This window comes from Cupriavidus pauculus (genome assembly GCF_008801835.1).
GTDB lineage: Bacteria > Pseudomonadota > Gammaproteobacteria > Burkholderiales > Burkholderiaceae > Cupriavidus > Cupriavidus pauculus.
The window spans coordinates 154,502-180,148 of sequence record NZ_VZOW01000009.1; the positions used below are offsets into that span (position 1 = coordinate 154,502).

Sequence of the window (25,647 nt, forward strand, 5' to 3'; positions counted from 1 at the left end):
TGCGCCTATAATTCCCCGACCGCTTGGTCGGGGAATTTTTTCGTGGTTGCTTCCCGTCCCGGCCAGGTCCGATTTCTTCCACGAAAAAGGTAGCCCCCGATGCCCTCCGACGACGCCAACGCCAACGCCAGTACGCTGTCTCCCCGCCTGGCCCGCTATCAGGCGCTCACGCTGCGCCGGCACGGCCCGGTGCTCGAAATCATCATGGGCGCGGATCAGGCGGCCAACCGCAAGCTTGCGACAGCCGACGCCAGCATGCATCGCGAACTGGCCGAGATCTGGCGCGACGTTTCCGCCGATCCCGATATCCGCGTGGCGCTGATTCGCGGCGAGGGCAAGGGCTTTTCGGCCGGCGGCGATCTGGCGCTGGTCGAGCAGATGGCCAACGATTTCGAGACCCGCACCCGTGTCTGGCACGAGGCGCGCGACCTGGTCTACAACGTCATCAACTGCGACAAGCCCATCGTCTCGGCGATGCACGGCCCGGCCGTGGGCGCCGGGCTGGTGGCCGGTCTGCTGGCCGACATCTCGATCGCGGCGAAGACCGCACGCATCGTCGACGGCCATACCCGGCTTGGCGTGGCCGCTGGCGATCACGCCGCGATCGTGTGGCCATTGCTGTGCGGAATGGCCAAGGCCAAGTACTATCTGATGCTGTGCGAGTCGGTCAGCGGCGAGGAAGCCGAGCGGATCGGCCTGGTGTCGTTGGCGGTGGAAGAAACCGAACTGGTGGCAAAGGCCTTCGAGGTGGCCAACCGGCTCGCGGCGGGATCGCAGTCCGCCATCCGCTGGACCAAGTACGCGCTGAACAACTGGCTGCGCATGGCCGGCCCCGCGTTCGATACCTCGCTGGCGCTTGAATTCATGGGCTTCGCGGGGCCCGACGTGCACGAAGGCATGGCGAGCCTGCGCCAGAAGCGGCCGCCCGAATTCCAGTAACCGGCCGTCCGGACCCGCGTCGTCGGGGCGGCCATGTCAGAGGGAGTGGCGCCACCATGTTCGGACAGATCCCCGATTTCACCAACAGCTTCGAATTCCTGCGCAACATGTGGGCGCGCAGCAGCGGCATGCCCAGCGGTTTGATGCCTGGCCTGGGCGCGATGACGCCGCCGATGGATCTCGACGAGGTCGACAAGCGCATCCACGACCTCAAGGCCGTGGAAAGCTGGCTGCAGCTGAACGTCAACCTGCTGCGCACGACCATCCAGGGCCTGGAGGTGCAGCGCGCCACGCTGGTGGCGCTGCAGACGTTTGGCAACGCGCTGTCGCCCGAGGCGATGCAAAGCGCCATGGAGAACGTGGCGCGTGCGGCCAATGCCCCGAGCGCCCATCCACCGCAGCATCCACATCACTTTGCCGATAGCGCGACCGTTTCCGAAGAACAGGCGGACGCCGAAAACGACGAAGCGGAAGACGACGACGAAGCGCCGCCCGACGACGACCGCACGCGCGCCGACGCAGCTGATCGCGCAGCTTCTGCGAACGCCGCCGATCGCGCTGCGTCGGCCGCCGACGGCGCCGCGCCGCTGCCGCCCAATGCGGCGCTATGGTGGGATCTGCTGCAACGGCAGTTCACGCAGATCGCCAGCAGCGCGGCCGCCGCCAGCACCATGCCGTTCGGCAACGTGACCGGAATGCCGGGAATGCCTGGCATGGCCGGGTTCGGCGCGGGGGCCGACGGCGTGGAGCCGGAAGCCGCGGGCGCGCGGCCCGGCGCATCGGCTGCCGGCAAACCCAAACCGGCCGCCAAGAAACCCGCCGCGAAAAAACCTGCCGCGCGCACTACTGCGGCAAAGCCGAAGGCCAAGCCGGCCGCGAAGAAGTCATCGACCAAGCCGTCGTCGACCAAGCGGCCGGCCGGCAGCACGCCCGCGCCCGGCACGCCCGAGGATACGTTCGAGTGAATCGGGCTCATGCCGCCAGCGCATCGGCGCGGGCCATTCAGCGACAGAGCACCGCGCTGGTCATGATGGGGGGCGGTGCGCGCGCCGCATACCAGGCCGGCGTGCTGTCCGGCATCGCCAAGATCGCCGCACGCCACGGGCTGGATCACTGCCCGCTGCCGTTCGGCATCATCGCGGGCACCTCGGCCGGCGCCATCAACGGCGCGGGGCTGGCCACCGGCGCGGCGGATTTCCGCACTGCCACCGACACCCTGGCCGGACTTTGGCAAAGCCTGCATGCCGACGACGTGTACCGTACCGACGTGATCCAGATGGGCGCGTCGGGCGCGCGCTGGCTGTCGTCGCTGGCGTTCGGGTGGATCACGCACCGGGCGCCGCGCGCGCTGTTCGACAACGGGCCGCTCGGCAGCTTCCTGACCGAACTGTTCGAGCCGCCGCGCGTGCAGGCGAGCCTCGACAGCGGTGCGCTCAACGCGTTTGCAGTGACTGCGCTGTCATACAGCACGGGCCGCCACGTCACGTTCTACCAGTCGCACCGACGCATCCATCCATGGCAGCGCAGCCAGCGCATGGCCGTCGAAGCGTCTATCGGCGTCGATCATCTACTGGCATCGTCGTCGATTCCGTTTCTTTTCCCGGCCATGCCGCTGGAACTGGAAGGCCATCACGAATGGTTTGGCGATGGCACGATGCGCCAGATGTCGCCGCTGTCGCCGGCCATCCATCTCGGCGCGTCGCGCATTCTGGCGATCGGCGCGGCATCGCGGCAACGTGCGGGCTGGTTCGACACCGTACCGTCGGGTGGTTACCCCTCGCTGGCGCAGATCGGCGGGCAGGCGCTGGCCAGCATCTTCCTCGATGGCCTGCAGGCCGATGTCGAGCGCCTCATGCATATCAACCGGCTGCTCTCGCGCATGCCCGAGATGGCCAACGACGCCGAAGGCTGGCGGCCGGTGCAGGTGATGACGATTTCCCCGAGTGAGCCGATCGAAGCCATTGCCGCGCGGCATCTCGATCGCCTGCCGCGCACCGTGCGCGCCCTGCTCTCGCCGCTGGGCGGCACCGAGGCGCGCGGCGCGGCGTTTGCGAGCTATCTGCTGTTCGAACCCGAGTTCACGCAGGCGCTGCTGGCGTTGGGCGAGGCCGACGCCAGCGCCCAGGCGGACGAGATCGCGGCGTTTCTCTACGGCGTGGTGCCGGAAACCAAGCTGGCCGCACACGAGGCGACAGAAGTGTCGTAGACGCACCACTTTTGGGCCTTCCGGGCGGTTCCGCTGTTGCAATCCATCGCATCCCGCCTAAAACGAAGTAGAGAAAACATTCGAGAATGATTCTTGTCTGGTAGAATCCGCCCGTAATTTCAAAGGCTTAGCATGCTCTACCCCGAACTGTTCAAATCGTTGGAAGCGGTCCGTTGGCACATGGACAAGGACATCCCCTGGGATACGTTCGACGCCAGCCTGCTCACCGACGATCAGGCGAAGACCATCCGCATGAATGCCATCACCGAATGGTCGGCTCTGCCTGCCACGGAGATGTTCCTGCGCGACAACCGCCATGATTCCGACTTTTCGGCATTCATGAGCATCTGGTTTTTCGAGGAACAAAAGCATTCGCTGGTGCTGATGGAGTACCTGCGCCGCTTCCGGCCGGACCTGGTGCCCACCGAGGAAGAACTGCACGCGGTGCGTTTCGAATTCGACCCGGCGCCGCCGCTTGAAACACTGATGCTGCATTTCTGCGGCGAGATCCGCCTCAATCACTGGTACCGCCGCGCGGCCGAATGGCACTCGGAACCGGTGATCAAGCACATCTATCGCACGCTGTCGCAGGACGAGGCACGCCACGGCGGCGCGTACCTGCGCTACATGAAGAAGTACCTGTCCCAGTTTGGCGACACCGCGCGCGCGGCATTCGCCAAGATCGGCGTGCTGATGGCGTCGGCCCGCCGCACCGAAAAGCCGCTGCATCCGACCAACCTGCACGTCAACAAGGCGCTGTTCCCGAACGACACCGTGCAGTCGCGCCTGCCCGATCCCGACTGGCTGGAACACTGGCTGGACGAGCAGATCCGCTTTGACGAGGTGTGGGAAAAGAAGGTGATCGAACGGATCCTGCACAACATGTCGCTGCTGTTCGAACGCACGTTCGATTCGGTACAGGACCTGAACCGCTACCGCAAGGAACTGAACGCCAGCCTGCAGCAGCCCGCCTGAGCGTTGCCCCGCACGGCTTGCCCCGCGGCCCGCATGCCGCGGCAGTCCAGACCCCATCGGATACGATGGGGTTTTTCATTGGCGCTCCGCCTTTTGACCCGTCACCCATGACCGCACCCGCCTTCGAATCCAAACTGGTCCCGGCCGATGACGTGGCCGCACTGCATGCCGCAGTCGCCGCGCTGCCGCGTCCGCTGGTCTTTACCAACGGCGTGTTCGACATCCTGCATCGCGGCCATGCCACGTATCTGGCGCAGGCGCGCGCCATGGGCGCCAGCCTGGTGGTGGGCGTGAACAGCGACGCTTCCGTGAAGATGCTCGGCAAGGGCGACGACCGGCCGCTCAATCACGAGGGCGATCGCATGGCACTGCTGGCGGCGCTGGCGTCGGTCGATCTGGTGGCGATGTTCCGCGAGCAGACGCCCGTCGAACTGATCCGCCTGGTGCGTCCCGATATCTATGTGAAGGGCGGCGACTACGACATCGACACGCTAGAAGAAACCCGCCTCGTGCGCAGTTGGGGCGGCGAGGCCTACGCGATCGAGTTCCTGCACGATCGATCGACCACCAAGCTGCTGACCAAAGTGCGGCAGCAGCGTTGAAGCGGCTTGCCCTGGCGCCAGCCGCGCCCTATCCCGCCCGGGCGGCGCTGCGCCCGTCGCGGGCCTGCGTCATGCCGTTGCACGCTTGCAGGACTTCCGCGCCATAGCGTGCGCGTACTTCGTCCATGCGCATGCGCACGGCCTCGCTGGCGTGCGGCACGCGGAGCCACTGGCGCGGCACCGCGCGCGGCGCATCGCTGATCAGCGCCGTCCGCACGCCCTGCGCACGCAGCGACTCCAGGAATCTGTCGGCACGCTCGCGGTCGCGGAACAGCCCCAGCGACACCGTGAACGACGCGGCATCCTCGCCTGACACCACCGACACATCCGTGACCTTGCGGCGACGCAGTTCCGCCAGCTTGCGCTCGGCGTTTTCGCGCGTCGCCTGCGCGGGCAGATGCACCCACCAGCGCACCTGTTCGCTGCGCTCGAACTGATCGACAGGCATGGGCGCGCCCGCCGCGATGGCGCTCAGGTCTTCCCTGGCGCGCTGCGCGGTCTGCATCGTGAAGCCGCCCATTTCCATGCAGCCATCGCCGGGCGCCGCGGCCAGCGTGACGCTGCCCGGCGTTGCGCCGCGCGGCGCGGGAGCGGAGGCGGGCGCCGCCGGCGCCGAGGCATCGGCGGGCGGCAGCAATTGCATGCGATCGCCGCGCACCTGCTGTTCGACGCGCTGCGGTTCGCGCGGGCTTTCCAGCATGCCGGCCAGCGGTTGCGGACCGAACGCGCCCAGCAACGCCGCCAGCAGCAGCGCATTGGCGATCAGCAGGATCAGCAGCAGAACGGTCAGGCCTCGCCGGGACATGGATGCGCTGGAGCGTGTGTGAAGGGTGAGGTGGAACGGGGGCGGATGGCGCGCGCCGTGGGGCTCAGCCCCGCGCCATCGCGTGCAACCCAAGCAGCACAAGATTATCGTGCATCTCGAACGGCATCGCGAGCGCATTCGCCACGACATGCCGCGCGCCGCCGGACAGCAGGCAACGCACCGGCCCGCGTTCGCCCAGCGCGCGCCAGGAACGCTCGATGGCGCCGGCCTGCGCGGCCAGACAACCGGCGGCAATCGCGTCGCGGGTGTTGTCTGCGCCCAACGCCCGCACCGCGCGCGCAGCGCCCGCGCCGGTGTCCAGCACATCGAGTTCGGGCAGTTGCGCGGTGTTGCGCGCCAGCGTGCCCAGCATCAGCGCCAGACCGGGTAGGATCAATCCGCCCTCGAAGCGGGCGCCATTGGGGCCCGCCGTGACGATATCGAGCGTAGTGGCCGTGCCGGCCGTGACGATCAGCAGGTTTTCTCCCGGCAGCCAGCGATGTGCGCCGATGCATCCGGCCCAGCGGTCCACGCCGAGCTGCGTCGGCTCGCGGTAGCCATTGACCAGATCGCCATGCGTGGTAGCCGTGCGTACCCATTGCAGCGCCACGCCCGTGCCGAACGCGTCGGTCAGCAGCGCATCGACCTCGCCGGCCAGCGTCGGCCCGGCGACATTGGCCACCCACACCTCGGGCGCCTTGCCCGCCGCCAGTCGTCGCCAGGCGCCGACCAGCGCGGCGCGCTCAGTCGGCATCGCATGCGTGGCGGCGCCCGCGTGCTGCCACGGCGTGGGCAACGCGCCGGTCGGCGCAGCAGGCGCGCTGGCATCGCACCAGGCCCATTTCAGCCGCGTATTGCCGATATCGATCAGCAGCGCGCTCATGCGCCGGCTCCCCGCAGCGACACCTCGCCGCTGGCAATCCGTTCCAGTCCCGCCGCCGTTTCCAGCAGCAGATGACCTTCGGCGTCGACGCCACGCGCCACGCCCTCGGCCAGCACCGCGCCATCGTGCAGCAGGCGCACGGGTTCGTCGCGATATGCATCGCGCGCCGACCACGCCTGCGCCATCGGCGCGAAACCGTCGGCCACGAATCGGGTCCGCATACACGCCAGGCGCTCAAGCACCGCACCCAGAATGCGCGTGGGATCGCGCTGCGCATCGAACGGCGTCATCGCCTCGGCCACGCCCGCCAGCGCGCGGCCCAGCGCCGCCTCCATGCGCGCATCGCGCACCAGGTTCAGACCGATGCCGATCACGGCCCATAGCCGCTGCGGCCCGGCCGGCACCGATTCGATCAGGATCCCCGCCAGCTTGCGACCGTCGATCTGCAGGTCGTTGGGCCACTTCAGGCCGATGCGCGCCCCGAGCGCGGCATCGCATTGTTCCAGCGCTTCGGCCACCGCCAGGCCCACGGCAAGGCTCAGGCCGCTCAGGCGCGCCGGCGGCAGCGCCAGCGGCATTGCCACCGAAAACGTCAGCCCTGCCTGCCCCTGCCACGGACGGCCCTGCCGGCCGCGCCCCGCCGTCTGCCGATAGGCAACGCGCACGCGCACGCCGTCCTCGTCCCACGTTGCCGCGCGGCAGGCCTGTGTCAGGTCGGCATTGGTCGAGCCGGTCTCGTCTACCACCTCGACCCGCCAGTGGCGCGCCGCACCCGCATCGAGCATGCGACGCAAGGCGTTCTGGTCGATGCGCCAGGCCGGCAAGGCGGCGGCGTCAGCGGCGCGGGCGGGGACGGGGCGGTCGGAAAAATCAGACATTGCGTGTGGGAATCGGGAGGACCGCGCCGGTGCGGCGCGCGCTTGGCGAGATTGTAGCCGCGGCCGTGTCAGAGGATGTCCGGTCGCAACGACTCGCTTGGTAGCATAGAATCGGGACTCAGCCATCACATCGCCCCGACATTTGGACCGCCCGCCAACGCCCGCCATCGACATCTCTCGCCAGGACGGAGCCTGCAGCGTACAACTGCAAGGGGACTGGACCGCACTTGCATTGGCCGAGTGCCACGAGGCGCGCGGCCTGCGCGCCCAGCTACGCAAGCTTGCCGAAGCGCCCGATCATGCCAGCTGGTCGCTGGCCGGAATTACGCGGCTCGACCACATCGGCGCGCAACTGATCTGGCAGGCATGGAACGGCCGTATGCCGGAGCGCGTGGAGCTCAACGACGGACAGCGGCGCGTGTTCGACCGCATTGCCGGCCTGCGCACCGACGGCTGGAAGAAACGCATGGTCGACCGCTTCAATCCGGTGACGCTCCTCGGCGCCGGATTGCTGTCGCTGGTCTCGCAGCTCGGCGTCGGCATCACCCTGCTGGGCCAGTTGGCGTTCGACCTGCTGCGTTTCCTGCGCGCGCCGCAACGCGGGCCGTGGCGCGAGATTTCGGCCAACATCTACAACATCGGCTACAAGGCGCTGGGCATCACCGCGCTGGTGGGCTTCCTGATCGGCATTGTGCTGTCCTACCTGTCGGCCAACCAGCTGCGGATATTTGGCGCCAGCACGTTCATCGTCAACATCCTGGGCATGGCCGTGATCCGCGAACTCGGTCCGGTGCTCGCGGCAATCCTGATCGCCGGCCGTTCGGGTTCGGCCATCACCGCGCAGATCGGCGTGATGCGGGTGACCGAGGAACTCGATGCGATGAGTGTGATGGGCATCTCGCACGGGTTCCGGCTGATCATGCCGCGCGTGATCGCGCTGGCCATCGCCATGCCGCTGCTGGTGGCGTGGACCGACCTGATGGCGTTGCTGGGCGGCATGACCGCCGCGCGCTTGCAGCTCGACATCAGCTTTGCATTCTTTTTGCGCCAGTTGCCCGACGCCGTGCCGGTGGCCAATTTGTGGCTGGGGCTGGGCAAGGGTGTCGTGTTCGGCATGCTGATCGCGCTGACGGCCTGCCACTTCGGGCTGCGCATCAAGCCCAACACGCAAAGCCTGGGCGAAGGCACCACGGCGTCGGTGGTCACCTCCATCACGGTGGTGATCCTGGCGGACGCGATCTTCGCCATCATCTTCAAGGACGTGGGCTTATGAGCGCCAATGCGAACGCCGATTCCATGGTGGCGCGCGACACGCCGCGCGAGCGCATCATCGAGGTGCGCGATCTGGTCAAGCGCTACGGCGACAACGTGGTGCACGACGGGCTCAACCTCGACGTCTATCGCGGCGAAGTGCTGTCGATCGTGGGCGGCTCCGGCACCGGCAAGACCGTGCTGCTGCGCCAGATCGTCGGGCTGGACAGGCCCACGTCGGGCACCATCAAGGTGTTCGGCGAAAATCCCGCCAGCCTGACGCCCGCGCAATTGCAGGCGCTGCGTAATCGCTGGGGCCTGCAGTTCCAGCGCGGGGCGCTTTTTTCCGCGCTGTCCGTGATCGACAACATTGCGTTGCCGCTGCGCGAAATGCGGGCGCTGCCGGACAACCTGATCTGCCAGGCGTCGCTGCTGAAGCTGCAGCTGGTGGGCCTATCGGCCAAGGACGCCGACAAGATGCCGTCGGATCTTTCCGGAGGCATGATCAAGCGCGTGGCTCTGGCGCGCGCGCTGGCGCTGGAACCCGAACTGGTGTTCCTGGACGAACCCACCGCGGGCCTGGACCCGATGGCGTCGGACGACTACGTCTCGCTGATCCGCGAACTGCGCCGCGAACTGGGCCTGACCGTGGTGATGATCACGCACGACCTCGATACGCTGGTGGCGCTGTCGGATCGCGTGGCCGTGCTGGCCGATCGCAAGGTGCTGGCCGCCGCGCCAATCGCCGAGGTGATCAAGGTCGATCATCCATTCATTCGCGAATATTTTCTGGGCGAACGTGCCCAGCGCGCGCTGCAGGCGCTGCCCGCTCCCCATGCGGACGGCGGCGCGGCGGCGCATACCGGAGAAGTCTGATGGAAAACAAGTCAAACGCCTTCCTGGCCGGCGTGTTCACCATCGGTCTGGCAGTCCTGGTGCTGTTCTCGCTGTTCTGGTTCAGCAGTGACCACGCCGTGCGCGTGCCGTACGACCTGATCACGCGGTCCACGGTGAACGGGCTGGGACCGCAGGCCGACGTGAAGTATCGCGGGCTCGACGTCGGCAAGGTGGTGTCGATCAAGTTCGATCCGCAGGTGCCGGGGCAGATCATCGTGCGCATCAACGTGAACCAGGACACGCCGATCACGCGCACCACCTACGCCACGCTGGGCTTCCAGGGCGTCACCGGCATCGCCTACGTGCAGCTGGACGATACTGCGCGCGAGCAGGGATCGGACGCCAGTTCGCCGCGCCTGACGACATCGGCGCGCGAGCCGGCGCGCATCGTGATGCGGCCCGGGTTTTTTGAGGAACTGGAAAAGCGCGGCGATTCGCTGCTGACGCAGACCGAATCGCTGATGACATCGCTCAACGAGATGTTCAAGACCGAGAATCGGGACGAACTGATGGCGGCGATCCAGTCCGTGCACAAGACCGCCGACGACTACTCGAAGCTCGCCGCGTCGTTGCAGCCGGCCGCCGCACGCCTGCCTGCGGCCGTGGAAAACCTCAATGCGACGTTGCAGTCCACGCGCCGGCTGGCGGACGACCTCGCCAGTCCGAATGGCACCGTGATGCGTACGGTCAATCGCGTTGGCGAGAACATGCAGGGCGCTGCCGATTCGGTGCAGCAGGCCGCGGGCATCTTCACGCAGGAAACGCTGCCGCAGCTCAACGGCCTGGCGCGCGATGCGCGGCAGACCGCGCGCAGCATCGACCGTGCTGCGGGCCAGTTCAACGATAAGCCGAGCAGTGTGTTGTTTGGCGGGCCGTCGCCCGCGCCTGGTCCGGGCGAACCCGGCTTCCAGTCGCCTTGAGCACGTCCAGGCCGCCAGGCGCGCAACCATGAACATTCCGGCTGCGCGTATCGAACGCAGCGCCTTTTGATACGTCCAAAGATCCGATTGCCGAGATCCGCCATGACCCAAGTTTCCGCCCTCGCCCGACTGTCGACTCGACGAACCGCCCGGCCGCACGCCGCGTCCGATGCTGCCCCCGGCATCGCCGGCCGCGTCGCGCCGATGGCCCGCTTGGCCGCGCTGGCCCTGCTGGCGGCGCTGGCCGGCTGCAGCGTGTTTTCGTCGGGATCGCAAAGCACCACCACCTATGACCTGGGCCCGCTGGCCGCCGCGCCGTCGCAGGCGCCGGCCCGCCTGCCCAAGCTGCGCGTGGCCGAGACCGATGGGCCGACATGGATGGATGGACGCGGCGTCTATTACCGTCTGCAATACACGCAGGCGCAACGGCTGCAGGCGTATTCGACGCAACGCTGGGTCGATGCGCCCACGCGCCTGTTCGACGACCGCCTGCGCGACGCGGTGTCCGGGCGCGGCGCACTGACGTGGTACGGCGACACCAGCGTGCCGGCCATCAAGGTCGATCTACTGGGCTTCGAACAGGTCTTCGATTCGCCCACCAGCAGTCGGGGCGTGGTGCGGGCGCGCGCGACGGTATTCCACAAGGGCTTGCTCGGTCAGAAGACCTTCGTGGCGGAACAGCCCGCGCCCAGCGCCGACGGCGCGGGCGGCGTGAAGGCGCTGTCGGCAAGCGCCGATGCGGTGATCGCCGCGATCCTTGACTGGGCCGCCACGCTGCCGCTGGAAGTCGCCGCGGCGAGCGGTCCGGCCCAGTTGCCGCGCGCCAATCCGCCCGCGCGCGATGCGGTGCCGCTGCCGACCGCGCAAACGCCAAAGCCGACGCCGCCGCGCCCGTGACGCATATGGCGCGCATCGGGCAGTAGCAACACATCCACACGATCATGGCCATGGAAGCGCCCCCGCCATCGCCGCCAGAGCTGCCGCGCCAGGCCGAACTGGAAGGCTGGCTGCCGCGTCATTCGCCGCTGGCGCGCGTGGGACTGATCTGTTTCACGCTGCTGGTGGTGTATGCCAGCCTGTATCCGTTCAGCGGCTGGGTCAATAACGGGATTTCACCCTTCGCATTCCTGACTGCGCCAAAGCCGCGCTACATCACGGAATTCGATCTGCTTACCAATGTGCTCGGCTATTGTCCGTTTGGCGCGCTGGTGGTGCTGTCATTGCACCCGCGCATATCGGGCGCGCGCGCGACGCTGATCGCGCTGGTGGCCGGCGCATTGCTGTCGGCGGTGATGGAAGCGCTGCAAACCTGGCTGCCCACGCGCATCTCGTCGAATATCGACCTGATCACCAATGCGCTGGGCGCGTTGCTGGGCGCCGCGATGGTCGCGCCGTTCACCAGCGCGCTGATCGACCGTGGCACGCTGACGCGCCTGCGCATGGCGTGGTTCGAGCCGCATGCCAGTTTCGCCATCATCCTGATCATGCTGTGGCCGTTTGCGCAGGTGTTTCCGCAGGAGCACCTGTTCGGCATGGGCGGCATCGTGCGCGAATGGCTGACCGATCCCGATTCATGGCCGATGGCGTGGGTGCAGGCGTACTTTCCGTCGCTGATCGAATGGCAGGACAACATCGGCGTGCGTCCCGACGACATGCAGAGCCAGTTGCTGCTGGAAACCCTGGTCACGGCCACCAGCTGGATCGGCACGGGCCTGTTCGCGTCGATCGCGATGCGCCGCAGCGCGCCGATGCTGCGCATCCTCGCGGGCCTGCTGACGGCCGCACTGATCATCAAGGCCGCCGTGGCCGAACTGCAGTTTCCCGATGACAACGCATTCATCTGGCTGTCCGAAGGCGGACGCTTTGCGCTGCTGACCAGTTCTCTGGTGCTGGTCCTGCTACTGCGCCTGCCGCGCTGGCTGCGCGCCATCCTGGCAACCGTGTCGCTGATTGCGCTGGTGGTGCTGACCAACGTGCTGCCGCCCAATCCCTACGCATGGATTTCCGAACAGGGCTGGCGCATGGGCCGCTTCATCCATTTCAACAGCCTCGCGCAATGGCTTGGCTGGCTGTGGCCATTCATGGCGTTCTTCTACGTGGTGTGGCGTTTCGAGCAGATCAACGTGCGACGCCGTCTGCAAAAGCGCGCCCAGCGCCGCGCCGCCGCCCGCGCCGTGGCCGCCGCCACGCAGCACCGCCACGAATCGAAGCAACCATCCGGCGATTAACTGATCGTCACGCATCCCATCGTTTGTGACGCTACGCGACGTCTTCGAAGCGCTTCGGACCCACCGCATGCACTATGACTCGATCCTGTGCCTGTTCTGCCGGGAATCGATCTTTCGCGATGGCGCGTCTTACCATGCGATAACGCCGGGATTTGGCTAAGCGCAACCAAGTACTTCCGTGCATCGCTGAGTATTTCCGGTCGCGGCCAATCACTGGCCGCACGCAAATACCGCCGTCACAGAAGGAGTATCCCGCATGAAGCCAATCCGCAGTCCACGGGCGATTCCCGGATCGATTACGGGTTATACCGGACCATTTCACTACGTCGAATACCAGCTTGGCGACCGCATGAGGATCGTGTCGACGCCCGGCTCGCACGCACGCCAGTTGGTGATCACTGCGCATGGCTGCTACGGACGCTGGTCGGGAGACGTCGCGGTGCCGCCATCGACGGTGGTCAAGTTTCTGAACCCGCATGGCACCGTCCTGCGCGATCCCGGGCTGATGCTGGCCACTGGTGTTGGAAAGATATTGTTCTCGTCGATCGCCAGCACGTACGCGCTACGCTACGACCGGGGCGGACGTGAGGTCATCGAACAGGAAGATTTCCGGCCCCTGTCCGGAAGTTCCAGACTCGGGTGGGTCAAGAACTACTCGCTGACCAAGTACGAGGATGACGATGTGGCCAGGCTCGCCCATGTGGCAAGCATGAACCGCCTCCACTACAAAGCGGGCGTGGTCCCTGAAAGCGATTTTCTGGCAATCCGCAATAGAAAATATCTGTCGGCCCGCTTGACCGACGTGTGCCTGGGCGACGTCTTCAGGGAACTGGCCGCTCACGGCATGCACTACGACACCATCGTCTGCGTATTCTGTCGCGCCCCGAATTACAAGGATCACCAGCGCTACGACGCGCTCGCACATGCCATCGTCGGCCCCGCCTAGTGCGGTGCCTGCTGCATGGCGGTACGCGCCGCTCAGTGCAACTGCCCGCCCTGCTCGCGAATATCGGCCTGTGTCGTCAGCGTGGTGGCGACGGCCACGCGCAGCCCGGCAATCAGCGTATCGAGCGCAAGGCTCGGCGCGCCCGGATGCCGCGCGGCCTGCTCGGGCAGATAGGGAATATGAATGAAGCCGCCGCGCACGGCCGCTACGCCGGGCTGCGCCAGCGTATGCATCAGCCCGTAGAACACGTGATTGCAGACGAAGGTGCCCGCCGTCTGCGACACCATGGCGGGCACGCCGGCCGCGCGCATGTCCCGCACGATCGCCTTGATCGGCAGCGAGGAAAAATAGGCGGCGGGGCCGGCGGGCGCAATGGCGGCGTCGATGGGCTGCGCGCCGGCGTTGTCGGCAATGCGCGCGTCGTCGACATTGATCGCCACGCGCTCGATCGACATTTCCGTACGTCCACCCGCCTGCCCCACCGCGATCACCACATCGGGACACACCTCCGCCACCAGCGCCGCCATCACGTCGATGGCCTTGCCGAACACGCAAGGCAGCTGGCGCGCGACGATGGTCGCATCGCCAACGCGCTCGCCATCGAGCGCGCGCACTGCCTCCCATGACGGATTGATCGGTTCTTGTTCGAACGGCTCGAAGCCGGTGAGCAGGACAGTGCGGCCAGGCATGGCGGCTCCTTACATCAGGAAGTACAACAGGAAAATGTTGGCGACCAGAATGGCCAGCGCAGTGGGCACCTGCGCGCGGATCACGGCGTTCTTGTCCTCCAGCTCCAGCAGCGCGGCAGGCACGATGTTGAAGTTGGCGGCCATCGGCGTCATCAGCGTGCCGCAGTAGCCCGAGAACATGCCAATGGCAGCCATCACGGCCGGATTGCCGTGGAACATGCCGACCAGGATCGGCACGCCGACGCCGCCCGTCATCACCGGGAACGCGGCAAAGCCGTTACCCATGATGACGGTGAACAGCGCCATGCCGACGCAGTACACCGTCACGGCCACCAGCTTGAAGTCCATGTTGATGTACGACGTGGTCAGGTGCGCCACGGCCTTGCCCACACCGGCATCGGCAAACACCAGCCCCAGCATGGCCAGCATCTGCGGCAGCACCAGCGCCCAGCCCAGCGATTCGATCAGCCGGCGCGACTCGCGCATGCTTTGCGTCACGGTGTCGCGTGTGAGCCAGCACACCACCAGCAGCGACACCAGGCAACCGACGCCAAGCGATACAAACGTGACGTTCTTCGGATCGAGCAGCGCCAGGCCGGCAATCTTCACGTCCTTGAACAGCACCGTGCCCAGCACCGTGACCAGCGGGATCAGCAAGGCCGGGATAAACAGCTTATTGCCCAGGCGCGTGGCGCTGGCGCGCCGTTCCGCTTCGGGCAGCGTGCCATGCTTGCCGTGGCCCACGCCGCCAAACCCGGCGATCAGCGCCATCACCACCGCCGCCACGCCGACGATTGCCGGCGGAATCTTGTCGCCAATCAGGAAGATGATCGCGTAGAGCAGCCAGAACAGCCCGGTGGACAGCCGACGCGGATGCGTCTTGTCCGTGAACGTCATCAGCGCCGTGATCAGCAGGATCAAGCCGGCAAGCCAGTACAGGTATTCGATCGAGATAATCATGGCTTACTCTCCCTTGGCCGCAGCCGGCGCAGTTTGCGTCGCGGAGGTGGCCGCAGCCTGCCCGCCGCCCAGCTCGCGCGCGAGCCAGCCGTCCAGGCGCTTCAGACGCACGGCGTGGATCAGGAACGCGCAGATCGCGGTCGGGATGCCCCACACGGCGATATGCAACGGTTCCACATCGATGTTCGACGATAGCAGGAACGTGTGCATCAACGCGATGGCGCCGAACGCAACGAAGATGTCCTCGCCGAAAAACAAGCCGACGTTATCGGTGGCGGCGCAAAACGCCAGAACGCGCTGGCGCACCGGCTCGGGCAGCTTGCCGAACTTGTTCTCGGCAGCGCCTTCGGCCATCGGCGCCAGCAGCGGCCGCACCATTTGCGGATGGCCGCCGAGACTTGTCAGCCCCACCGCGGCGGTCAACTCGCGCACGGCCAGGTAGACGATCAGCAGGCGGCCGACCGTGGCCGATGCGATGCGCGAAATCCACGCCTGCGCATGCTCGCGCAGACCGTGCCGTTCCAGCAGGCCGATCACGGCCAGCGGCAGCAGGATGATCAGCGGCAGGTTGCGCGCTTTCACAAATGCCGTGCCGATGGCGGTGAAGATCTGCGTGACCGGCATCGACGCGGCAAGCCCCGTAGCGATGGCGGCGGCCGCCACCACGAGCATGGGATTGAAGCGCAGTACGAAACCCAGAATGATGACACCGACCCCGAGCAGGGGCCAAAGATTGACAGCCGATTCCATAGGACAGACCCGATATTGTTGGTGGAGCAAACCAGCGCCGCAGGGCGTCGCCCGTCAGTTGCCGGCCCGGATGGCGATGCCTTCCGCGCCGAGCCGATCCCGGATGCGGCGTGCGAAGGCAAGCGCGTGGGCGCCGTCGCCGTGCAGACACACGGTTTCGGCGCGAATCGGTACCCAGGTGCCATCGATCGCGCGCACCTGCCGGTCGCGGATCATCGACAGCGTCTGGTTCAGGGCCACCTCTTCGTCGTCATGCAGCGCGCCCGGCGTGCCGCGCTTGACGAGGGTGCCGTCGGGGTTGTAGCCGCGGTCGGCGAACACTTCTTCCTTTACGCGCAACCCCGCTTCGCGCGCCATGGTGATCATCTGGCTGTTGGCCAGTCCGAAGAAGACCAGGTCGGAATCGAAGTCGCCCACCGCGCGCACGATGGCGTCGCACAGCTTGGCATCGCGCACGGCCATGTTGTAGAGCGCGCCGTGCGGCTTCACATGCGAGAGTTGCCCGCCCTGCGCCCGCACGATCGCGGCCAGCGCGCCGATCTGGTACAGCACGTCGGCGTAGACCGCCTCGGGATCGCGTTGCATTTCGGTGCGGCCAAAATTTTCGCGATCGGGAAAGCTCGGATGCGCGCCGATCGCCACGTCATTGGCCAGCGCCCATTTCACCGTCTGCAGCATCGTCGCGGCGTCGCCAGCGTGCCAGCCGCAGGCCACGTTGGCCGAACTGATCAGCTTGATCAGCGCTTCGTCGTTGCCGCAGCCTTCGCCAAGGTCAGCGTTCAGGTCGATTTGCATGGAGCGTTCTCCGGAGGTAGGGGGCGTAGGAATTCGGTGATTCACGCGACACAGCGCGTGGTGGTGCGGCGGCGCGCGGCAATCGGCATGCCGTCGCCCTGCCAGCGCAGCGCCTGGTCGATCTGGCGCAGATAGCGGTCCACTTCGGCCTGCGCGACGGCGGCCTCTTCGATGGTCACCTGCTGGAAGCGCACGCTGGCGCCCAGCGGCACCTGCGCCAGGCGCCAGAGATCCGCGCCGATCACGGTGCCGATCTTGGGATAGCCGCCGGTGGTCTGCGCATCGCTCATCAGCGCGATCGGCTGGCCGTTCGGCGGCACCTGCATCACGCCGGGCACCACGCCGTGCGACAGCAAGTCGCCCGAGCGGTCCGCGCGCCGGGCCAGCGCCGGGCCCTGCAGGCGCAGGCCCATGCGGTTGCTTTGCGGCGTGATGGTCCATTCGGACGCCCACAGCGCGGCCTGCGATGCGGAGTCGAAATCGGGATATTCGGGGCCGGCCAGCATGCGGATCGTCAGCGCGTTGCCTGCGCGATTTGCGGAAAGCGCCCATGCTGGGGCCGCCACGCCAACCCAGTCTTGCGCGGCATCAATGCCCGGGCGCCCGACGGGCAGGCAATCGCCCTCGTGCAGCACGCGGCCCTCGAAGCCGCCATAGGCGGATTTGAGATCGGTGCTGCGCGAATTCATCACCAGCGGCACGTCGATACCGCCGGCCACGCACAGGTAGGTGCGCGTCGCGCCGCGCGGCGACGGCAGCGTCAGCGTTTCTCCGCGACGCACGTCGAAGGCGTGCCACGACCACACCGGCACGCCATCGAGGTTGGCGCTGCATTCGGCGCCGGTCAGCGCCACGCGCATGTCGACATTGAAGCGCAGCGAGGCGCGGCCGAGCGTGAATTCGATGGCGGCGGCGTTCGGGTCATTGCCGAGCAGACGGTTGCCGACGCGCAGCGCCAGCGTATCGGCGGCGCCGGAGCGCCCTACGCCGAAACGGCGAAATCCGACACGGCCCAGATCCTGCACCGACGCCTGTGCGCCGGGACGAATGATTTCAATCACAACAGGACCTCCTCGGCCACGAATCGCACGGTATCGCCAGGGGCGAACAACGATGGCGGATCGCGGTCCGCCACGAACAGTTGCGCATCGGTGCGCCCGATCAACTGCCAGCCGCCGGGCAGCACGGCCGGGTAGATGCCGGTCTGCTCGCCGCCGATGCCGACCGCGCCGGCGGGCACGGCCAGGCGCGGCTCGCGGCGGCGCGGCGTGGCCAGTTCGGGCGCCAGCCCGCCCATATAGGCGAAGCCCGGCTGGAAACCGAGGAAATACACCACGTATTCGCCCGCGGCGTGGCGACGCACCACTTCTTCGGGCGACAGCCCCGTGTGCGCGGCCACGTCGGCAATGTCCGGCCCGAATTCGCCGCCGTAACGCACAGGGATTTCGACAAGCTTGCCGGTTGTGTTACGGGTTTCGCCAGACGCCCACGCCAGCTTCAGATTGCGCTCCAGCGCGGCCACATCGGCCGTTTCGTCAAAGGCAACGGTCAGGTTATTCATGCCCGGCACCACATCCACCACGCCGCGCCAGTCGGCGGCGCGTTCCGCCATGGCCCAGATGCGCCGCTGGACGTCCAGCGATGCGGGCGGCGCGACGCTGTACAGCAGCGCCTGTTCGGCCAGACGATGAACGGTGCATTGAGGCATGGGCGGGCTCGCGTTGGGGGGGCGGACAACGTTCCAGTGCAGTGTAGGCGCCACCGGAACGATGAGCGAATTCGCCGAGGAACCCGAAGTGACTCAATCGGATTTCATCAACGATTTATCGATAAATTCATATTATCGAAACATGCCAATGCCCGGCACTCGGGGTTGTCCCTAGGTAGTTATGCACCGTTGTCGACAAGATCGCGCCACAACGGGGACAAAGTGATCGATATATCGCTCGCAAAGAAAGCCGCGTGAAAGCGGGCGACGAGACATTTACCGCGAGCTTCGCGCGGCCGTGACAAAAGCGTGCGCACAAAACAAAACCGGCCGGGGATGACCCGGCCGGTTGGCGTCGATGCGAAGGCGATGAAGGGCTCAGGCGAATCCGGCCTGATGCGCCTGCTGATCGGCGTGATACGAGCTGCGAACCATCGCGCCCACCGCGGCATGCGTGAAGCCCATCTTGTAGGCCTCTTCCTCGAACATCTTGAAGGTGTCCGGATGGACGTAGCGCATTACCGGCAAGTGGTGGTTCGACGGCGCCAGGTACTGGCCGATGGTCAGCATGTCGATGTCGTGCGCGCGCATGTCGCGCATGACTTCGAGGATTTCCTCGTCGGTTTCGCCCAGACCCACCATCAGGCCCGACTTGGTCGGCACATCGGGATGGCGGCGCTTGAATTCCTGCAGCAGCTTCAGCGAATGCGCATAGTCGGCGCCCGGACGCGCCTGCTTGTACAGGCGCGGCACGGTTTCCATGTTGTGGTTCATCACGTCGGGCGGCGATTGCTGCAGCACGTCCAGCGCCTTGTCCAGGCGGCCGCGGAAATCGGGCACCAGCACCTCGATGCGCGTGTTGGGCGACAGCGCGCGCGTCTGCGAAATGCAATCGACGTAATGCTGGGCGCCGCCGTCGCGCAGATCGTCACGGTCGACGCTGGTGATCACCACATAGTTGAGCTTGAGCTGTGCGATGGTGCGCGCCAGGTTGCCCGGCTCGTTCACGTCCAGCGGATCGGGACGGCCGTGGCCGACGTCGCAGAACGGGCAGCGGCGCGTGCACTTGTCGCCCATGATCATGAACGTGGCCGTACCCTTGCCAAAGCATTCGCCGATATTCGGGCAGCTGGCTTCCTCGCACACCGTGACGAGATTGTTGGCGCGCAGGATGTCCTTGATCTCGTAGAAGCGCGAGTTGCCGGTGGCGGCCTTGACGCGAATCCAGTCGGGCTTCTTGAGTTTTTCGGCCGGCACGATCTTGATTGGAATGCGCGCGGTCTTCTCGGCCGATTTCTGCTTCTTGGTGGCGTCGTACTCGGGGGATTGCGGGGCTTCGCTGGACGTAGCGATCAGGGCGTCGCTCATACTGTTCTCCGCACGCGCAGCCGCGTGCATGTTGGGCGTTGATTCGGGGCCGGGCGTGCCATGGTCAGGCGGCCTCGGCAGCGGCATTCCCGTGGGCCTGCACCCGCGCCTCGCGCGCTGCCAGGACCGCGCACAGGGCCGCCGCCAGGCGTTGTGCGACTTCGGGTTGTTGTGCCGCGGTGACGGGCAGCGGCGCCGCGCCGGCATCGTCCGCCGCCGTGAAGGTGGCGCCCGCGCTGGCCATGTCGACTGTTTCCAGCCCGGCATAGCCGCAGGGATTGATGCGCAGGAACGGGTTCAGGTCCATCTGCACGTTGAGGCTGACACCGTGATAGCTGCAGCCGTTGCGGATCTTGAGGCCGAGCGCGGCAATCTTGGCGCCCTGGTGCGGACCGTCGGACAAATAGATGCCGGGGGCGCCGGGCTTGCGTTCGGCTGCGAGATTATACGCCGCGAGCGTGTCCAGCACTGCCTGCTCGATATCGTGGACCAGCTCGCGCACCATCAGGTGGCGGCGGCGCAGATCCAGCAGCAGATAGGCCACCACTTGGCCAGGACCGTGATAAGTGATCTGTCCGCCACGATCGATCCTCACTACTGGAATCGCGTCGTCCGGCGCCAGCAGGTGCGACGGATCGCCGGCCTGCCCGAGCGTGAAGACCGGCGGGTGCTCGACCAGCCAGATCTGGTCGGGCGTTTCTGATGTGCGTGCGGCCGTGAAAGCCCGCATGGCGTCGAAACAGGGCTCATACGGCTGGCGTCCCTGATCGATGACTTGAATCGGATGCATGGCCGAGAGTGTAACGAAAAGGGCCGGCCCGCGCTGACGTCGGACCGGCCCGCTCATGGGTTCTTGTCGGGCGGCGGCCAGACCAGCCGGACCTGCCGCCGCGCGTCTTCAGGAGACGTGAACCTTGTCCTGCCCCGGCGTCCATTCGGTGCCTCGAACCAGACGCCGCGCGGCGCGCGCCACCAGATGCGGCACGTCGGCCAGCGTCAGCGCCGGACGGCGCGTCTCGGCGATCAGCGCCAGACGCACCGGGCCGGCTGCACGCGGATCGATGCTGAGGACGATTTCATCGCCACGCTTGAGGAGCAGGCTGCAGCCGCAGCGCAGCCAGTAATCCTCGGAATCATTTTCACGCGTCACCCACACGTCCACACCTTTCGCGTCTTCCACGAACAGACGCTGGGCAGCGTGCATGGACAGCGCGGTGACTTCGCCGGGGTTCAGCGAAAAGACGGTCGTTGTGAGCAAGGTTTGCATGATGGTTTCTCCGTAGGCCCGGACGCGCGCTGTTTGTCGGTGTTACCGAGACTGGCTTAGTCATTGGACCAGCACAGTTTGGGGCTTTGTTTGGCGGTTCCGGTGAAGTGAATTCTAGTGACTCCCCCACGGCTATCAAAACGATATATATTCTTGCGTCTTGTTAGCCCATCTCACATAGACGAGGTCATCATGGTTTGGAGCGGCGCCTGGAATCCGGACGAGCCAAAAAGCTGGAAGCGCGAATTTCCGCGCCTTCCGGCGCTGGCCGCATTGCGCACCTTCGAAGCCGCCGCGCGTTACGAGAGCTTCTCGCGCGCGGCCGCCGAACTATTCGTCACCCACGGCGCGGTCAGCCACCAGATGCGCGCGCTCGAAGAGGAACTGGGCCAGTTGCTATTCGAGCGGCGCGGCAAGCGTGTGATGTTGACCACCAATGGCCGCCTCTACGCCGAACGTGTGCGCGACGCGCTGTTGCAGATTGCCGACGCGACGCGCGCGCTGCAGGCCAGCAATCGCGAGAAACGTCTGACGATCAGCACCATGCCGTCGTTCGCGGCGCGCTGGCTCACGCCGCGCATCGGCAGCTTTATCGAACAGCATCCGGAGCTGGAGGTGGAACTGCTGTCGTCCAATACGCTCGTCGACTTCGGCGCCGAGGAAGTGGACGTCGCCTTGCGCATGGGCGGCGGGCAGTATCCGGGGCTCTACGTGGAGCGTCTGCTCGACGACGTGTTTTTTCCGGTATGCAGCCCAAATTTCAACGGCGGACGCCTGCCCGAGCTGCCCGCGCACATGGCCGGCATGCCGCTGCTGCGCGGTGAGGGCGATCCATGGAAACCGTGGTTCGAAGCGGCCGGGCTCGATTGGCAGGAGCCCACCAAGGGCCTGTTGCTGCAGGATTCGTCGCTGCTCCTGCAGGCCGCCGCCGAAGGCCAGGGCATCGCCCTGATCCGCTCGTCGCTGGCGTACAACGATCTGCTCTCCGGCCGCGTCGTGCGCCTATTCGACGTCAGCATCCCCTGTCCATGGCTGCTGCACTTCGTTTGCACCCATGCCAGCCTGGAAACGCCGAAAGTACAGGCCTTTCGCCACTGGCTGCTGCCCGAGATGGAGCGATTCAGGAACATTCTTTCGCAGTGGACTTGAAAGCCTGAGAAAGGCGGCGTTCACGGTTCCGTCGGCTTCCGTCCCGCCGCCGCGCCGTCGCTTTCCATTTGGGCACCCATCTGCGGCGCCTGCGCGATAGCGACGCGCACCGCGCCGCACGCAACGTCGCGCTCTACAGGCTGCTAGGCGCTTTCATCGGGGTCCGCGTCGTCGACCGTCTCTGACGCGCGCTTGTTCGGAGCCTTCGCCCTGCCCGCCCGGGGATGGGCGCGGTCATAGACCTTGGCCAGATGCTGGAAATCGAGCGACGTATAGACCTGGGTCGTCGACACGCTGGCGTGGCCGAGCATTTCCTGCACGGCGCGTAGGTCGCCCGACGATTGCAGGACGTGGGTGGCAAACGAATGCCGCAACATATGCGGATGCACGTCGCTGGGCACGCCGGCGGCCAGCGCCTGTTGCTTGATGCGCTGTTGCACCGTGCTGCCCGACAGGCGCCGGCCGCGCGTGCCGAGGAACAGCGCGTGTGCGTCTTCGGGCAATGCATTCGGGGGCAGCAGGCTGTCGCGCACCTTGAGCCAGGCCTGCAGGGCATCGACGGCCTTGCTGCCGACCGGCACCGTGCGGCGGCGCGACCCCTTGCCGATGACCGTGACTTCAGCGCCGCGCAGATCCAGCCAGCCGCTGGAGCGATACTCGCCGTCTTCCGTATAGCGGACGTCCAGCTGCGTCAGCTCCGACAACCGCAATCCGCTCGAATAGAACAGCTCGAATACCGCCTGGTCGCGGATCGATTCGACGTTGTCGCCGCGCCGATGCGCGACAAGCGCCACCGCGTGCTCCACCGACAGCGCCTTGGGCAATGGCTGGCCGCGCTTAGGCGCGCGCACCCCGTCGACCGGATTGGCCGCAACGCCATGGCCATGCTGTGCGGCCCAGAGGTAGAACCCGCGCCACGCGGACAGCGTGCGCGCAATGGTGCGAGCGGAAAGCCCGCCACCGTGCAGACGTGCGGCAAACGAGCGGATGTGACGGGTTTCCAGCGATAGCAGCGGCACGCCGGCTGCCAGGCGCGCCGCCGATTCCTGCAGCACGGCAAGATCGTGGGCGTAGCTTGTGAGGGTGTGTTGGGCCAGCTTGCGATTGGTGGCCAGCCAGTCCAGATAGCGCAGCACCAGCGGATCGGGTGCGGGCCGGGCGACGGATTCGCGATCCGCGTCGGCCTTGCTGCGACCTGGCTGGCGTTTGCGCATGAGATGCGGCAGGTCAGTCGCGCAGGCGATTGAGCGCGGCGCCGGCCACTTCGCCGATCTGCGCCAGATAGGCGGTGCCCATGCCTTCATGAAAGCGCCGCGCCTCGGGAGATCCCAGCACGAGCAGGCCGAACGCCGCGCCAAGCGCTTCATCGCCGGGCCTTGCCGGCACGCGCAGCGTCACCATCGCGATCGACGCGATATCGTCGTGCTCCAGCAGGCTGGCCGCCTCGAAACCGGCATTGGCGCCGCAATACGGCGCGCGCAGTCCTTCGGCAAACAGGCGCAGATCATCGCTGGCGCCCTGCGCCACCTCGATATGGGCAAACGCCTCGCCGACATTCCACAGCCGCAGCGCCACCGCGGGCACGTCGAACACCTGCTGCAGGCCGTCCTGCACCGCATAGGGCAGCGCGTGCGAATCGGCTTCGGCCAGCAGGCGCAATTGCCACGCGTGCATGCGCTGCTGCGTGCGATCGTTCTCGTGACCGTGGCGCACCAGATCGGCCAGCTTCAGCTCCAGGCCCTTGTTCTTTTCGCGCAGGATTTCCATCTGGCGCTCCTGCAGCGACACCGCGCGATGGCTGTGCGGGCTGGTCAGTTGCACCGTGGCCAACAGCTCGGCGTGATCCTCGAAGAACTGGGGGTTGCTCTGCAGATAAGCGGCGACGTCTTGGGCATTCATGGCTTCTACCGGTACGGATCGATTTTTTGGTTGGCAGTGTAGCAAAGACGCCACCTGCGGACTGCGAGGTCCCTGTGCGCGCCCGCGCGGGCCACCGGCAGGCGCGTCGGCGCGGCTAGGTCTGGATCAGACGCTTCTGACGCGAAATGCTCATCAGGATGCCGATGCCCATGCCCAGCGTCACCAGCGCGGTGCCGCCATAGCTCAGCAACGGCAACGGCACGCCCACCACCGGCAGGATCCCGCTCACCATACCCATGTTCACGAAGGCATAGGTGAAGAAGATCAGCGTGATCGATCCGGCCAGCAGCCGCGAGAACAATGTCGGCGCATTCGCCGCAATATAAAGCCCGCGGAAGATCAGCAGCAGGTACAGCACCAGCAGCATCGCATTGCCGATCAAACCGAATTCCTCCGAAAACACCGCGAAGATGAAGTCGGTGTGCTTTTCGGGGATGAATTCCAGGTGAGTTTGCGTGCCCTTGAGCCAGCCCTTGCCGGTCACGCCGCCCGAGCCGATCGCAATGATCGACTGGATCGTATGGAAGCCCTTGCCCAGCGGGTCGGTGGTGGGATCGAGCAGCGTGCAGACGCGATGCTGCTGGTAATCGTGCAGGACCGGCCAGCTCACGCCGGGGGCGCAGATCTGGCTCTCGTAGCTGATCAGCAACGTGATGGCGAGCACGCCAACAGCCAGCAGCGGCAGGATGATCTTCCACGACAGCCCCGCGAAGTAGATCACATACAGGCCGGCGGCCAGCACCAGCAGGCCGGTGCCGAGGTCGGGCTGCTTGGCGATCAGGCCGACCGGAATGCCCAGGATGATCAGCGCGACGACAAAGTCGAACCACTTGATCACGCCCTCGCGCTTCTGGAAGTACCACGCCAGCATCAGCGGCATCGAGATCTTCATGATCTCCGATGGCTGGATCACCATGCCGACGTTCAGCCAGCGCCGCGCGCCCTTGCGGATCAGCCCGAACATGGCCACCGCGATCAGCAACGCCACGCCCACCGTATAGAGCGGCACGGCGATGCGCATCAGCAGTTGCGTGGGCATGTAGGCGATCACCAGCATCACCGCGTACGACAGCAGGATGTTGCGCAGTTGATCCTCGACGCGGCCCGGCATGTCGATCGCGGCCGAGTACAGCGCCACGATTCCGGTGGCGAACAGCAGGAAGACGATCAGGGCCAGCGGCTTGTCGAAGCCCGCGAGGGCCGTCTTGATGACCGAAAGGACGCGACGCTTATCCATGGCGCGTCTCCTTTATTCTGAAGTGCGGTTGCGGGCCGCATCGGCCTCGGCAACGTTGACGGGTTTGGCCGGCTTGGCGCGCGGCTTGGGCGCGGGCGCCGACGCCGGAGTGGCGCGCGGCGCAGGCGCGCTGGGCGCCGACGCGGGCGGCTTGCTGTGCCCCAACGCCTGCAGCATGCGCGCGTCCAGCGTCACCTCGGCCGATGCGGGGGCAATCGCGGCGGGATCGAGTTGTGCCGCGATCGAGTCCGATGCGGCGCGCGCGGCCGGCACC

The 25,647-nt window shown here is 66.5% G+C and carries 27 protein-coding genes and 1 pseudogene; 12 read left to right on the plus strand and 16 right to left on the minus strand.

Going from position 1 to position 25,647, the window contains the following annotated elements:
- Positions 1–99: 99 nt before the first annotated feature.
- The 5 genes from F7R19_RS12535 (at position 100) to rfaE2 (ending at position 4,722) form a co-directional block, all read left to right on the plus strand.
- Positions 100–939, plus strand: coding sequence for an enoyl-CoA hydratase/isomerase family protein (locus tag F7R19_RS12535; RefSeq protein ID WP_150980879.1), 840 nt, complete (start codon positions 100–102; stop codon positions 937–939).
- A gap of 56 nt (positions 940–995) precedes the next feature.
- Entirely contained in the window at positions 996–1,904 is a 909-nt protein-coding gene (locus F7R19_RS12540) for a PhaM family polyhydroxyalkanoate granule multifunctional regulatory protein (RefSeq protein ID WP_150980880.1), read from the plus strand.
- A 62-nt stretch (positions 1,905–1,966) separates the two neighbouring features.
- The gene (locus F7R19_RS12545) at positions 1,967–3,145 is read left to right on the plus strand and encodes a patatin-like phospholipase family protein (protein ID WP_211922730.1); all 1,179 of its coding nucleotides are present in this window, start codon (positions 1,967–1,969) and stop codon (positions 3,143–3,145) included.
- A gap of 132 nt (positions 3,146–3,277) precedes the next feature.
- Positions 3,278–4,120: a ferritin family protein gene (locus tag F7R19_RS12550; RefSeq protein WP_061960221.1), complete on the plus strand. Its 843-nt coding sequence runs from the start codon at positions 3,278–3,280 to the stop codon at positions 4,118–4,120.
- Between the two features lie 107 nt (positions 4,121–4,227).
- Positions 4,228–4,722: a D-glycero-beta-D-manno-heptose 1-phosphate adenylyltransferase gene (gene rfaE2 / locus F7R19_RS12555; protein WP_061960220.1), complete on the plus strand. Its 495-nt coding sequence runs from the start codon at positions 4,228–4,230 to the stop codon at positions 4,720–4,722.
- A 28-nt stretch (positions 4,723–4,750) separates the two neighbouring features.
- Here the strand turns inward: rfaE2 and F7R19_RS12560 are convergent, their stop codons facing one another.
- The 3 genes from F7R19_RS12560 to F7R19_RS12570 form a co-directional block, all read right to left on the minus strand.
- Positions 4,751–5,527: an SPOR domain-containing protein gene (locus tag F7R19_RS12560; protein WP_150980882.1), complete on the minus strand. Its 777-nt coding sequence runs from the start codon at positions 5,525–5,527 to the stop codon at positions 4,751–4,753.
- Between the two features lie 64 nt (positions 5,528–5,591).
- The gene (locus F7R19_RS12565) at positions 5,592–6,410 is read right to left on the minus strand and encodes a type III pantothenate kinase (protein WP_150980883.1); all 819 of its coding nucleotides are present in this window, start codon (positions 6,408–6,410) and stop codon (positions 5,592–5,594) included.
- Positions 6,407–7,288 (minus strand): biotin--[acetyl-CoA-carboxylase] ligase, encoded by an 882-nt coding sequence (locus F7R19_RS12570; RefSeq protein ID WP_150980884.1) that lies wholly within the window; start codon positions 7,286–7,288, stop codon positions 6,407–6,409. The genes F7R19_RS12565 and F7R19_RS12570 overlap by 4 nt, the downstream gene beginning before the upstream one ends.
- Before the next feature lie 172 nt (positions 7,289–7,460).
- On the opposite strand from F7R19_RS12570, the gene F7R19_RS12575 reads away from it, so the two are divergent.
- The 6 genes from F7R19_RS12575 (at position 7,461) to F7R19_RS12600 (ending at position 13,530) form a co-directional block, all read left to right on the plus strand.
- On the plus strand, positions 7,461–8,561 hold the full coding sequence (locus F7R19_RS12575) for an MlaE family ABC transporter permease (RefSeq protein ID WP_223505933.1): 1,101 nt from the start codon (positions 7,461–7,463) through the stop codon (positions 8,559–8,561).
- Positions 8,558–9,415, plus strand: a complete 858-nt coding sequence (locus F7R19_RS12580) for an ABC transporter ATP-binding protein (RefSeq protein WP_061959823.1) — start codon at positions 8,558–8,560, stop codon at positions 9,413–9,415. The genes F7R19_RS12575 and F7R19_RS12580 overlap by 4 nt, the downstream gene beginning before the upstream one ends.
- Positions 9,415–10,356 (plus strand): MlaD family protein, encoded by a 942-nt coding sequence (locus F7R19_RS12585; protein WP_200899103.1) that lies wholly within the window; start codon positions 9,415–9,417, stop codon positions 10,354–10,356. The genes F7R19_RS12580 and F7R19_RS12585 overlap by 1 nt, the downstream gene beginning before the upstream one ends.
- Positions 10,357–10,458: 102 nt before the next feature.
- Complete coding sequence (locus F7R19_RS12590) at positions 10,459–11,253, plus strand: ABC-type transport auxiliary lipoprotein family protein (RefSeq protein WP_407648695.1); 795 nt, start codon at positions 10,459–10,461, stop codon at positions 11,251–11,253.
- 44 nt (positions 11,254–11,297) lie between these two features.
- Positions 11,298–12,584, plus strand: coding sequence for a VanZ family protein (locus F7R19_RS12595; RefSeq protein ID WP_150980886.1), 1,287 nt, complete (start codon positions 11,298–11,300; stop codon positions 12,582–12,584).
- A gap of 256 nt (positions 12,585–12,840) precedes the next feature.
- Positions 12,841–13,530 (plus strand): putative adhesin, encoded by a 690-nt coding sequence (locus F7R19_RS12600; RefSeq protein ID WP_150980887.1) that lies wholly within the window; start codon positions 12,841–12,843, stop codon positions 13,528–13,530.
- Positions 13,531–13,562: 32 nt separating this feature from the next.
- On the opposite strand, the gene pcp is transcribed toward F7R19_RS12600, so the two are convergent.
- The 9 genes from pcp to F7R19_RS12645 all read right to left on the minus strand — a co-directional run bounded on the left by pcp (position 13,563) and on the right by F7R19_RS12645 (position 21,067).
- Positions 13,563–14,219, minus strand: coding sequence for a pyroglutamyl-peptidase I (gene pcp / locus F7R19_RS12605; RefSeq protein ID WP_150980888.1), 657 nt, complete (start codon positions 14,217–14,219; stop codon positions 13,563–13,565).
- A 9-nt stretch (positions 14,220–14,228) separates the two neighbouring features.
- Positions 14,229–15,179: a DUF979 domain-containing protein gene (locus F7R19_RS12610; protein ID WP_061959828.1), complete on the minus strand. Its 951-nt coding sequence runs from the start codon at positions 15,177–15,179 to the stop codon at positions 14,229–14,231.
- Between the two features lie 3 nt (positions 15,180–15,182).
- Positions 15,183–15,929, minus strand: a complete 747-nt coding sequence (locus tag F7R19_RS12615) for a DUF969 domain-containing protein (RefSeq protein WP_061959829.1) — start codon at positions 15,927–15,929, stop codon at positions 15,183–15,185.
- A 54-nt stretch (positions 15,930–15,983) separates the two neighbouring features.
- Positions 15,984–16,724 carry a 5-oxoprolinase subunit PxpA gene (gene pxpA / locus F7R19_RS12620; RefSeq protein ID WP_150980889.1) on the minus strand — a complete coding sequence of 247 codons (741 nt, stop codon included), beginning with the start codon at positions 16,722–16,724 and terminating at the stop codon, positions 15,984–15,986.
- Between the two features lie 41 nt (positions 16,725–16,765).
- Positions 16,766–17,785 carry a 5-oxoprolinase subunit C family protein gene (locus F7R19_RS12625; protein ID WP_061959831.1) on the minus strand — a complete coding sequence of 340 codons (1,020 nt, stop codon included), beginning with the start codon at positions 17,783–17,785 and terminating at the stop codon, positions 16,766–16,768.
- Positions 17,782–18,432, minus strand: coding sequence for a 5-oxoprolinase subunit PxpB (pxpB, locus tag F7R19_RS12630; RefSeq protein WP_061959832.1), 651 nt, complete (start codon positions 18,430–18,432; stop codon positions 17,782–17,784). Before pxpB ends, F7R19_RS12625 begins: the two co-directional genes overlap by 4 nt.
- A 378-nt stretch (positions 18,433–18,810) precedes the next feature.
- Entirely contained in the window at positions 18,811–19,800 is a 990-nt protein-coding gene (lipA, locus tag F7R19_RS12635) for a lipoyl synthase (protein ID WP_061959841.1), read from the minus strand.
- A 64-nt stretch (positions 19,801–19,864) separates the two neighbouring features.
- Entirely contained in the window at positions 19,865–20,590 is a 726-nt protein-coding gene (gene lipB / locus F7R19_RS12640; RefSeq protein WP_150980890.1) for a lipoyl(octanoyl) transferase LipB, read from the minus strand.
- A gap of 108 nt (positions 20,591–20,698) precedes the next feature.
- Positions 20,699–21,067 (minus strand): DUF2917 domain-containing protein, encoded by a 369-nt coding sequence (locus F7R19_RS12645; RefSeq protein WP_150980891.1) that lies wholly within the window; start codon positions 21,065–21,067, stop codon positions 20,699–20,701.
- 192 nt (positions 21,068–21,259) lie between these two features.
- On the opposite strand from F7R19_RS12645, the gene F7R19_RS12650 reads away from it, so the two are divergent.
- Positions 21,260–22,216 carry a transcriptional regulator GcvA gene (locus F7R19_RS12650; protein WP_061959835.1) on the plus strand — a complete coding sequence of 319 codons (957 nt, stop codon included), beginning with the start codon at positions 21,260–21,262 and terminating at the stop codon, positions 22,214–22,216.
- A 143-nt stretch (positions 22,217–22,359) separates the two neighbouring features.
- On the opposite strand, the gene xerC is transcribed toward F7R19_RS12650, so the two are convergent.
- The 4 genes and pseudogenes from xerC to F7R19_RS12670 form a co-directional block, all read right to left on the minus strand.
- On the minus strand, positions 22,360–23,430 hold the full coding sequence (xerC, locus tag F7R19_RS12655; protein WP_150980892.1) for a tyrosine recombinase XerC: 1,071 nt from the start codon (positions 23,428–23,430) through the stop codon (positions 22,360–22,362).
- A 13-nt stretch (positions 23,431–23,443) separates the two neighbouring features.
- Positions 23,444–24,115: a DUF484 family protein gene (locus F7R19_RS12660; RefSeq protein ID WP_061959837.1), complete on the minus strand. Its 672-nt coding sequence runs from the start codon at positions 24,113–24,115 to the stop codon at positions 23,444–23,446.
- A 115-nt stretch (positions 24,116–24,230) separates the two neighbouring features.
- Positions 24,231–25,373 carry a rod shape-determining protein RodA gene (gene rodA / locus F7R19_RS12665; RefSeq protein ID WP_061959838.1) on the minus strand — a complete coding sequence of 381 codons (1,143 nt, stop codon included), beginning with the start codon at positions 25,371–25,373 and terminating at the stop codon, positions 24,231–24,233.
- A gap of 12 nt (positions 25,374–25,385) precedes the next feature.
- Positions 25,386–25,647, minus strand: a pseudogene (locus tag F7R19_RS12670) (penicillin-binding protein 2); the annotation flags it as partial.